Genomic DNA, 10,319 nt, shown 5'->3' on the forward strand with positions numbered 1-10,319 from the left:
CGGGCCTCGGAGCCGGGGGGCGGCGGGGTGTCGTCCTCGTCGCTGCCCATCAGCGGCGGCGCGAACACCGTCGCGGGCGGCGCCTGGGCCTCCCCGCTGCCCGCCCCACCGGTGTCGGCACCGTCCCAGGGGCTGGCCCCGGCCGGCGCGGAGGCACCCGGCGAACCGAGGGCGCCGGACGCGCCGGGGGTACCGGAGGCGCCGGGGGTACCAGAGGCTCCAGCAGCGCCGGAGCTTCCGGGAGAGCCCGGGGTTCCGGGGGAGCCCGGGGTTCCGGGGGAGCCCGGCATGCCGTACCCGCCCGAAGCCCCGGACTCCGCGGCCCGCGCGGAGGCCCCGGCCCCGTTCCCCGCCGAGGCGGCCACCGCGTCACCCGCGGAGGAGGGAGAGGAACCGGACGGGCCGGAGGTCCCGGGGGCCGGGCCGGAAGCGGACCCGGGCATCGAAGCGGGCCCCGACGCCGAAGCGGAGCCGGGCGCGGAGGTGGAGGCGGGGCCCGGGCGCCGGTCCGGGATACCGATCTTGTCGGCTGCCTCCTGGAGCCACTCGGGCGGCGTCAGCAGGAAGGAGGTGGCCTCCAGATCGAGCCGCTTGGGCGGCGCGGCGGGCGCGGCCGGCTCCTCGAGGCCGTACTCCTCCTCGTAGCGCCGGATGACCTCGCCCACCGGCAGCGCCGGCCACAGGGTCGTGTCGCCGCTGTCCCGGGCGATGACCAGCCGGAGGTTGCCGCCGTCCGAGACGGGACCGCCCTCGCGGTCCTCCGCCCAGGCCACGAAGCCCAGGTCGAACTCGCGTACGTGCACCTCGCGGTGCTGGTAGCCGGGCACGTCGCCGTTGATCCAGCGCTCGGCGCGCTCCTGGGCCTGCGCCAAGGTCACCATCGCGCTCTCACCTCTCCACAGGGACGGCGCGGGCGAAGCCGCCGTCCACCATCAGGTTCGCCACGGTCTCCAGCTCCGGCGGGTTGCCGGCCAGCCGCAGCAGGAACTCGTCGAAGTCCGCGCCGCACGGCCGCAGCAGGCGCTCCACCCGCTCCTGGACCTGCATGCCGTCGGCGTCCCGCGCGTCGTCGTACGCGCAGAACCACACCGAACCCCGCTCCTCGCCCTTCACCTTCACGGCGATCAGACCGCCCTGGACGAAGCCGACCCCGAGGTAGTCCTTGGTGAGGTGGTCGCGCAGACACTTGTTGATGTAGACGAGGTCATTGACGGCGGCGTCGTCGCGCACCGTGAAGAACGGCTGGTCCACCAGCAGTCCCAGCTCGGCGTCGAGCGCGACGCCCTCGGGCGCGCAGCCGCCGGCGGCCTTGAGGAACGCCCGGTAGGCGCCGGGCAGCCGGTAGCCGAGCCGCTCCTCCACGTCCACCACCTGCCGCTCGGTCACCGCCGGCTCGGGGCCGTGCGGCACCGCGAAGTGCGCGGGGCGGGTCTCCTGCAGCGGGCGCGTGCCCGTCTTGTCGTGGTCGACGGCCGCCGTGGCCAGCCCGCCGTGGTGCCGCAGCAGCGCCTTGACCTCCACGGGGACCAGCTCCATGCGGCGGCTGTGCGGCACGTGGTGCCACGTCCAGCCGTGCGGGGTCGCGACAGGCGGCAGGTCCGCCCACAGCTCATGGCCCTCGGCGTGGAGAGCGGCGTTGGCCGACACGTAGTCCGTCAGGCGCAGTTCGTCCCCGCCGAAACCGTCCGGGGGCTCCGCGATCTCCGCCGCCGCGCGGGCGTACGCGGAGAAGTCCGGGAACCCGCCGGGGTCGACCCGCACCCCGTGCGGATGCCGGGCCGCCCTGACGGGGTCCGGAAAGTTCACGACCTGCCCGGCGTACGCCCGGTTCGGTGGCGCGGCGGCGTTCCCCCGGCCCCGGGGGCCGGGAGGAGCCCCCAGCCCAGGCCGACCTGTCGTCATGCGTTGCCCCCTGCTGGTGCTGGCTGGTGACGAACAGCCTATGCGGTACGGGCACGGGCAGACACCGGCCCTGGTGGTCGGTGGCCGGCCCGCCGGCCCGCCACCGCACGGGTCCGGCCCGCCGCGCACCCTCCTACACGTCGTCGACGCACCCTCGTACACGTCGTCGGCGTCCGCCCGTACGCGCCACCGGCACCCGGACCCCGGACCCCGTCTCCCGTACGGAATCGGCCACATCGCCGTACCCCGCAGGTCTCACACGGGCATGACGCCACCGGGGGAATGATCGACTCGTGGGCCACACTGCATACTTGGGCGAGCCCCGGCACTTAAGGGGACACTCGGGGAGGAAGCTCCATTGCATATGGCACAACAGGCGTACACACGGCAGGCGCAGACCGCGCTCCCGGCGCAGCACGCCGCCACATACAGCGGCGACCCGCGCATCGGCTGGACCAACGCGGCCGACTCCCTCAGCGCCACCGCACCGGTCCTCCGCCAGCGCCGCGACGGCATCCTTCCCGCCGTCGCCGCCGCGCTGTCCATCCGCGGCGAGACCCTCACCTGCACGGGCAGCAAGAGCGAACGTCCCCCCACCCACCACCCCCTCGTGCAGGACTTCCTCGACACCCTCACCACCGAGCGCCGCTCCCGCAGCACCGGCCGCTGCCCCGAGGCGGTCCTGCTCTCGCGCTACCTGACCGCGACCGAGACCGCCCGCGCGGCCAGACGCAGCGCCCGCAAACCCGCGAAGAACGGCAAGTCCGCCGCCAACAAGGCCACCAAGGCACCCCGTACCAGCAAGCCGCCCAAACCCCTCACCCTCAGCGAGGCCAAGCGCGCCCTGAAGCACGCCAAGCTCACCGCACGCCGCATCCGCGAGGACGGCGACCCGCTGCACGGCACCTACGTCCCGCCGTGCCGCTCCTGCGCGCCCCTGCTGGCCCACTTCGGGGTACGGGCCGTGGACCCGGCACAGGAGCAGACCCAGTGACCACCCGCTTCCCCGTCGCCGTCGACGACCCGCTGCGCAACGCCGGCTGGAAACCCGGCCGCTGGGACATCCGGCAGGCCGAGGAATGGGCCGACACCCTCCGCGGCTACGTCTCCCCCGGAGGCCACCGGCACGCGGTCTTCCCCGCCGCCGTGGAGGTGTGGGCGGAGTTCGGCGCCCTCGACATCGTCCCCACAGGGCCCGGCCGCCACCTCGCGCCCGCCCCCGTCCGCATCGACCCGCTCGCCGGACTGCACGCGGCCCGCACGTTCAACGACCTCGGCCGCGCGCTGGGCACCCAGGTCTGCCCCCTCGGCACCGAGGGCGAGGACGAGGCGCTGCTCGCCATCGACGCCCAGCGCCGCGTCTACAGCCTCGACGCGACCGGCGACTGGTACCTGGGCGCCGACTTCGACTCCGCGCTCTCCGCCCTGCTGATGGGCCACATCCCCGCCAGGCTCAGCGCCGGCATCCCGCCCGCCCCGCGACCGGACACCACCGGAACCGTCACCGGCACGGTGGGCGCAACCGCGGACGGGGCCGTGGGCGGGGCCGCCGCCGGAACCGCGACCGGGGCCACGGACGGGGCTGCTGGCGGGGCGGCCGGAGCTGCGGCCGGGAGGGCCGCGGCCGGGACGTTCGGGGGAAGCTTCGGCGGGGACTTCGGCGGAGCCGGAACCGTGGGCGGGGCCGGAGCCCGGGGCGAGGCCGGAACCCGGGGCGAGGCCGTGGGCGGGGCCGGAGCCAGGGGCTAAGGCGTGGGCAGGGCCGGAGCCCGGCGTGGAGCCGTGGACAGAGCCGGAACCGTGGGCAGAGGCGGAGCCGTGGGCAGGGGCGGAGCCGTGGGCGGGCCGAGGGGCGCCGCGCGGCTCAGCGACGCGCGTACGGAATGATCGCCGACACCCGGAAGCCGCCCGCGTCCGTGGGCCCGGAGACGAACCCGCCACCCAGCGCGGTCACCCGCTCCCGCATCCCCACCAGGCCGTTCCCCCCGCTGGGCAGCCCCGCGTCGGCCGCGCCGTCGGCCGCCGGCTCGTTCTCCACCTGGAGCGCCACCTCGGCCTCACGGTGGGCGACCCGCACCCGCGTCGCCGCACCCGCCGCGTGCTTGTGCACATTGGTCAGCGCTTCCTGCACCACCCGGTAGGCCGTCTGCTCCACCGACGGCGGGCACGCACCGCCGGGGTCCCCCTCGACACTCAGCTCCACCGTCATCCCCGCCGCACGCGACTGACCGACCAGTGCGTCCAGCTGCGCGAGCGACGGCCCCGCGAGGGACGCCTCCGCTCCTGCGCCCGCACCGACACCCGCTCCCGCGCCGGCGCCCGCACCGGACGGGACGGCGGACCCGTCTCCCCCGCCCCCGGCGTACGCCCCGTCCGCCCCGCGCCCCGCGCTCCCGGGACCCCCGGAGCTTCCCGGACCCGCCGCGAACGCCGCATCCGGGGCGCCCGGCGCCCCCTCGGGAACGTCATCCGTCCGCGCCTGGTCCGCCACGGCCGACGCGAACTCCACCAGCCGGGAGGAAGCCTCCGTGGCGCCGCCACCGGACGGCAGGGCGCCGGGCACCCCGGCGGAAGAGCCGGACGGGCCGGATGGGCCGGATGGGCCGGACGCTCCTGCTGGGCCGGGCGTCCCCGGGGAGCCCGGCACCGCGGACGCCCCCTCACCGGACTCCGCCGCGGCCCTCCCCGGCTTCCCGGCCTTCTCCGCATCGCCCGCGCGCAGCACGCCCAGCATGGTCCGCAGCTCGTTGAGGGCCTGCCGGCCCATGTCCCCCACCAGGGCCGCGTTCCTCGCCGCCTTCTCCGGGTCCTTCAGCGCCACCGCCTGCAACGCCGCCGCGTGCACCACCATCAGACTCACCCGGTGCGCCACCACATCGTGCATCTCCCGCGCGATACGGGTGCGCTCCTCGTTGCGCGCCCACTCGGCACGCTCCTCCGCACGGTCCGCCAGCAGCGACAGCTCCCGCTCCAGACCGTCCGCCCGCTCCCGCAGCGACTCCACCAGCCGCCGCCGCGCCCCCACGTACAGGCCCAGCAGCACGGGCGGCGCGGTCATACCGACCGAAATGAGGACGGCGATCAGCGGGACGAACCACGACGAGGGATTGAAGTCCGGGTCCTGGCCGATGGCCTGGTCCAGCCGGAAGGCGGCCATCGCCAGCGTCCCGCAAGCGGCCATCGACGCCAGCAGACCGGTGACGCGGCGCGGCACCTCCGTCGCGGCGAGGGTGTAGAGGCCGACGATGCCGAGGAAGGTGCCCATGTCGGCGGGGATGACGGCGATGGCGACCAGCACGACGGCGATGGGCCAGCGCCGCCGCAGCACCAGCGTCGCTCCCGCGACGACGCCGAGCACCACCGCCAGCGCGCCCGGTATCCCCGTCTCCTCCGCGAAGCCCTGGCCCTGGATCGCACACTCGGCCGCGGAGGCCGCCGCGAGGGCGGCGTCGAGCACCGCACTCCGTGGCCGCTCCCACCACCACCAGGGCCCGCCCCGCGTACGGTTTTCCCCCGTCTCGGTCATACCGACCACCCTAACGACCGCCGACCACCCCTTTTCCGCTCGAACCCCGGAACGCCCCATTCCGCGTATCTGTCCGCGACCGGACGTTTCCGCAATCGAACATTTCACCAACCACTCGAACGAAGGAAGGGAACGCATTTTCCCTGCGCGGCCCCTTCGTGTCCGGCGAGAGTCACCCTTGTGACACACACGCAGGACACCTACGAACGCCTCCGCGAACAGGCCGTCGCGCTGCGCCGCGCCGGTCTCAGCCGCCGCCAGATCCGCGACCGGCTCAAGGTCTCCAACAACGACCTCCTCAACCGCCTCGTCCAGGGCGAACCCCCACCCGCCTGGACCCGCCGCCCCAACGCCAAGGACGACCTCCGCGCCCGCGCCCGCGAACTGCGCCGCCAGGGATGGACCTACGACCGCATCGAACTGGAACTCGGCGTCTCCCGCAGCTCGGTCTCCCTATGGGTACGGGACCTGCCGCGGCCCCCGCGCCGCACCCGCGAGGAGGCATCCGCGATCGCCCGGCGCGGCTGGGAGCGCACGCTCGCCCTGCGGGAGGAAGAGCGCCTGCGCACCAAGGCCGCCGCCACAGCGGAGATCGGCACCCTGAGCGATCGGGAGCTGTTCCTGATCGGGGTGGGGCTCTACTGGGCAGAGGGCGCCAAGAGCAAGCCGTACCGACGGGATGAGACCGTCGCCTTCGTGAACAGCGATCCGGACATGATCCGGCTCTATCTGGCCTGGCTCGACCTGCTCGGCGTGGAGAGGACACGCCTCCGCTTCACAGTGATGATTCATGAGTCCGCGGATGTCCACGGGGCGGAGCGGTACTGGGCCGACCTCGTCGGCGCCGGCCCGGAGTCCTTCTACAAAACGACAATCAAGAAGCACAACCCCAGGACCGTCCGGAAGAACGTCGGCGAGAACTATCGCGGCTGCCTGGCCGTCCGCGTTCTGCAGGGCGCCGATCTTTACCGTCGCATCGAGGGCTGGTGGTACGGCATAGTAGGGGCAGTCGGTTCGGCACCCAGTCCCGGATGTCCGAATTAGACCAACTTGCCATCCCCTGTGGTGTAATGGGCAACACGGTCCGCTTTGGACGGATTATTCCAGGTTCGAGTCCTGGCAGGGGAGCCCACTCATCGGGCGGGGCGGCTCCCCACCCCACCCGCCCATCCCCTCCCTTCGGCGAACCCACCGGTATCCTGCGGAGCAGCACCCACCCCCGAAGCCGAAGGGCACCTCCGTGAGCGTCACTCGCCCGGCAGCCGTCGTCGTTCTCGCAGCGGGTGAGGGCACCCGCATGAAGTCGGCGACGCCGAAGGTTCTGCACGAGATCTGCGGCCGTTCCCTGGTCGGTCATGTCGTGAGCGCCGCGCGGGCGCTTCAGCCGCGGCAGCTGGTCGTGGTCGTGGGCCACGGGCGGGAGCGGGTCACCGCGCATCTGGAGCAGCTGGACGCCGAGGTGCGGACGGCTGTGCAGTACGAGCAGAACGGCACCGGTCATGCGGTGCGGATGGCTCTGGAGGAGCTGGCGGACAGCGATCTGTCGGGCACGGTTCTGGTGACGTGCGGGGACACGCCGCTGCTGAGGGGGGCGACGCTCCAGCAGTTGGCGGACACGCATGCCGCGGACGGGAACGCCGTGACCGTGCTGACGGCCGAGGTTCCGGATGCGACGGGGTACGGCCGGATCGTGCGGGACGCGGCGGACGGCGCGGTGACGGCGATCGTGGAGCACAAGGACGCCTCGGAGGAGCAGCGGGCGATCCGCGAGATCAATTCGGGGGTGTTCGCGTTCGACGGGCGGTTGCTCGCGGAGGCGCTGGGGAAGGTGCGGACGGACAACAGTCAGGGCGAGGAGTACCTGACGGATGTCCTGGGGATTCTGCGTGAGGCGGGTCACCGGGTGGGGGCGTCGGTGGCGGCGGATCACCGGGAGATCGCGGGGATCAACAACCGGGTGCAGCTGGCGGAGGCGCGCCGGATGCTCAACGGCCGGCTGGTGGAGGACGCGATGCTGGCGGGCGTCACGGTGGTGGATCCGGCGACGACGTGGCTGGATGTGGAGGTGACGTACGAGCCGGACGCGGTGGTGCTTCCGGGTACGCAGCTGCTGGGTGCCACGCATCTGGGTGCGGGGTGCGAGGTGGGGCCGCACACGCGGTTGACCGATACGCGGGTCGGTGCGGGGGCGTCGGTGAGCAATACGGTGGCGAAGGGTGCCGAGATCGGCGAGGAAGCGTCGGTGGGGCCGTTCACGTATCTGCGTCCGGGGACGCGGCTGGGCCGGAAGGTGAAGGCCGGTAGTTATGTGGAGATGAAGAACGCGGTGCTGGGTGAGGGGACGAAGGTGCCGCATCTCTCCTATGTGGGTGACGCGGAGATCGGTGAGCACAGCAATATCGGTGCGGCGAGCGTCTTTGTGAATTACGACGGTGAGAGCAAGCACCGCACGACGGTGGGTTCTCATTGCCGGATGGGGGCGGACAACATGTATGTGGCTCCTGTCACGGTGGGGGATGGTGCGTACAGTGCGGCGGGCTCGGTGATCACGAAGGATGTGCCGCCGGGTTCGCTGGCGGTGGCGCGTGGGCAGCAGCGCAACATCGAGGGCTGGGTGGCGCGCAAGCGTCCTGGCAGTGCGGCTGCGCTGGCCGCGGAGGCGGCGCTGAACGGGGAGGCGGCGTCCCGGGATGCGGACGTCTCGTCCCGGGGTGTGGACACCGTGGGGCGGGCCGAGGGGGCTGGTCCGACGGGGTCGGCCGAATCGGATCGTTCGGCGCGGGGTGCCGCGGGGCAGGTTCCGGCGGAGGAGGGTTAAGACCGGGTATCCGGTTGTATGACGCGGGGCGTACGGTTATGGAGAGCCCAATTGGCCATGCGGCCGAAAACCGACGCCGCCTTCGCAGGATCGACGGCTAACTGACGCCGCCCCCCGCTGAGCCGCTGTGCGGCGCACCACACAGGGAGACAACAGCAGTGACCGGGATCAAGACGACCGGCGAGAAGAAACTCATGCTCTTCTCCGGCCGCGCCCACCCTGAACTCGCCGAGGAGGTCGCCAAGCAGCTCGGCATCGGGGTGGTCCCGACCAAGGCTTTCGATTTCGCGAACGGGGAGATCTACGTTCGCTTCCAGGAGTCGGCGCGCGGCGCGGACTGCTTCTTGATGCAGAGCCACACGGCTCCGATCAACAAGTGGATCATCGAGCAGTTGATCATGATCGACGCGCTGAAGCGGGCTTCGGCGCGGAGCATCACGGTGATCGTCCCGTTCTACGGTTACGCGCGGCAGGACAAGAAGCACCGGGGCCGGGAGCCGATCTCGGCGCGGCTGATGGCGGATCTGTTCAAGACGGCGGGTGCGGACCGGATTCTCACGGTGGATCTGCACACCGACCAGATCCAGGGTTTCTTCGACGGCCCGGTGGATCACCTGTTCGCGCTGCCGCTGCTGGCGGACTATGTGGCGGCCAAGACGGACCGCAACAAGCTGACGGTCGTCTCGCCGGACGCGGGCCGTGTGCGGGTCGCGGACCGCTGGGCGGACCGGCTGGGCGCGCCGCTGGCGATCGTCCACAAGCGGCGGGATCCGGATGTGGCGAATCAGGTGACGGTGCACGAGGTTGTCGGTGATGTGAACGGCCGGGTGTGCGTCCTGGTGGACGACATGATCGACACGGGTGGCACCATCTGCGCCGCGGCGGACGCGCTGTTCGCCAACGGTGCGGAGGATGTGATCGTGACGGCGACGCACGGCGTGCTGTCGGGTCCGGCCGCGGACCGGCTGAAGAACTCGAAGGTGAGCGAGTTCGTCTTCACCAACACCCTGCCGACGCCGGGTGAGCTGGAGTTGGACAAGATCACGGTGCTGTCGATGGCTCCGACGATCGCCCGTGCGGTGCGTGAGGTGTTCGAGGACGGCTCGGTGACGAGCCTCTTCGAGGAGCGGGCGTGACTTCCGGGCGTGCCGCCCTGGGGATTCCTCGCGCCATGCGGGATTGCTGAACCGTTCCGGCGCCCGTAGCTGATCGATTTCCGGCCGGCCTCCTTCGCCGCGTAGACTCTGCGAGTCGCTCGGCGAGGGAGGCCGGTCCTTTTCCCCGGGGTTCCGGGGATTCCCTGGGGTTCTGGGGGTTCGGGGTCCGGATGCTCCGTTATCGACGCGCGCTCTTCGTAGCAGGTCCGTCGGGACCGAGTGGCACCGCATTTCCGTCCCCCTGTTGACGAGGAGCACAGCATGGCTGATGTGAATCTGACCGCGTCCGTCCGTACCGAGTTCGGCAAGGGCGCCGCCCGCCGTCTGCGCCGTGAGGAGAAGATCCCCGCGGTCATCTACGGTCACGGTTCCGACCCGGTGCACGTGGCGCTGCCGAGCTACGACATGATGATGGCGCTCAAGACGCCGAACGTCCTGATCAACCTGGACATCGACGGCAAGAAGCAGCTGGTCATCCCGAAGGCCGTCCAGCGTGAGGCGATCCGCCAGTTCCTCGTCCACGTCGACCTGCTGGTCGTGAAGAAGGGCGAGAAGGTCCAGGTCGAGGTCCCGATCCACATCGAGGGCGAGCTGGCCCCGGGCCAGAACCTGCTGGAGCACGTCTACAACTCGCTGCCGGTCGAGGCCGAGGCCACGCACATCCCGGAGACGGTGACCGTCTCGGTCGAGGGCCTGAACGTGGGCGACTCGGTGCTGGCCAAGGACATCAAGCTGCCGGCCGGCACGTCGCTGGCCATCGACGGTGACGAGACCGTCCTGCAGGTGCTGGCCGCCCAGGCCGAGGAGCCCGCGGCCGAGGGTGCCGAGGGCGAGGCCGGCGAGAGCGGCTCGGGCGAGAGCGCCGAGTAACCGAGTAGCCGAGTACAGCCCGGCTGCTGCCCACGCCGGCGCGGGG

Annotated in this window: 7 protein-coding genes, 1 tRNA gene and 2 pseudogenes; 7 read left to right on the top strand and 3 right to left on the bottom strand. The window is 72.2% G+C overall.

The features are described from left to right. Both FM076_RS13315 and FM076_RS13320 read right to left on the bottom strand, forming a co-directional pair. Positions 1-881, bottom strand: a pseudogene (locus tag FM076_RS13315) (SUKH-4 family immunity protein); the annotation flags it as partial. A 7-nt stretch (positions 882-888) separates the two neighbouring features. Further along, complete coding sequence (locus FM076_RS13320; RefSeq protein WP_173870568.1) at positions 889-1,902, bottom strand: SMI1/KNR4 family protein; 1,014 nt, start codon at positions 1,900-1,902, stop codon at positions 889-891. Between the two features lie 364 nt (positions 1,903-2,266). On the opposite strand from FM076_RS13320, the gene FM076_RS13325 reads away from it, so the two are divergent. After that, the gene (locus FM076_RS13325; RefSeq protein ID WP_173870569.1) at positions 2,267-2,896 is read left to right on the top strand and encodes a YwqJ-related putative deaminase; all 630 of its coding nucleotides are present in this window, start codon (positions 2,267-2,269) and stop codon (positions 2,894-2,896) included. Further along, positions 2,893-3,363, top strand: a pseudogene (locus FM076_RS13330) (SUKH-3 domain-containing protein); the annotation flags it as partial. The gene FM076_RS13325 and the pseudogene FM076_RS13330, both read left to right, overlap by 4 nt. Before the next feature lie 403 nt (positions 3,364-3,766). Here the strand turns inward: FM076_RS13330 and FM076_RS13335 are convergent. Then, the gene (locus FM076_RS13335) at positions 3,767-5,428 is read right to left on the bottom strand and encodes a sensor histidine kinase (protein WP_173870572.1); all 1,662 of its coding nucleotides are present in this window, start codon (positions 5,426-5,428) and stop codon (positions 3,767-3,769) included. 180 nt (positions 5,429-5,608) lie between these two features. Between FM076_RS13335 and FM076_RS13340 the strand changes: the two genes are divergently transcribed. From FM076_RS13340 to FM076_RS13360, 5 genes are all read left to right on the top strand, one after another. After that, the gene (locus tag FM076_RS13340; protein ID WP_173870574.1) at positions 5,609-6,472 is read left to right on the top strand and encodes a hypothetical protein; all 864 of its coding nucleotides are present in this window, start codon (positions 5,609-5,611) and stop codon (positions 6,470-6,472) included. Positions 6,473-6,484: 12 nt separating this feature from the next. Next, positions 6,485-6,556: transfer RNA gene (locus FM076_RS13345), tRNA-Gln, on the top strand. Between the two features lie 112 nt (positions 6,557-6,668). Beyond that, entirely contained in the window at positions 6,669-8,246 is a 1,578-nt protein-coding gene (glmU, locus tag FM076_RS13350; protein ID WP_173870576.1) for a bifunctional UDP-N-acetylglucosamine diphosphorylase/glucosamine-1-phosphate N-acetyltransferase GlmU, read from the top strand. A gap of 158 nt (positions 8,247-8,404) precedes the next feature. Further along, positions 8,405-9,382 carry a ribose-phosphate diphosphokinase gene (locus FM076_RS13355; RefSeq protein ID WP_173870578.1) on the top strand — a complete coding sequence of 326 codons (978 nt, stop codon included), beginning with the start codon at positions 8,405-8,407 and terminating at the stop codon, positions 9,380-9,382. Positions 9,383-9,664: 282 nt separating this feature from the next. Further along, complete coding sequence (locus tag FM076_RS13360) at positions 9,665-10,273, top strand: 50S ribosomal protein L25/general stress protein Ctc (protein ID WP_173870580.1); 609 nt, start codon at positions 9,665-9,667, stop codon at positions 10,271-10,273. Positions 10,274-10,319 lie beyond the last annotated feature (46 nt).

The organism is Streptomyces albus subsp. chlorinus (assembly GCF_013302895.1).
GTDB classification, from domain to species: Bacteria; Actinomycetota; Actinomycetes; order Streptomycetales; family Streptomycetaceae; genus Streptomyces; species Streptomyces chlorinus.

What these genes read in the sequence shown, in the direction of transcription:
- FM076_RS13320 (WP_173870568.1), bottom strand. Translation starts at nt 1,902, where the DNA reads ATGACGACAGGTCGGCCTGGGCTGGGGGCTCCTCCCGGCCCCCGGGGC.
- FM076_RS13325 (WP_173870569.1), top strand. Translation starts at nt 2,267, where the DNA reads ATGGCACAACAGGCGTACACACGGCAGGCGCAGACCGCGCTCCCGGCG.
- FM076_RS13335 (WP_173870572.1), bottom strand. Translation starts at nt 5,428, where the DNA reads ATGACCGAGACGGGGGAAAACCGTACGCGGGGCGGGCCCTGGTGGTGG.
- FM076_RS13360 (WP_173870580.1), top strand. Translation starts at nt 9,665, where the DNA reads ATGGCTGATGTGAATCTGACCGCGTCCGTCCGTACCGAGTTCGGCAAG.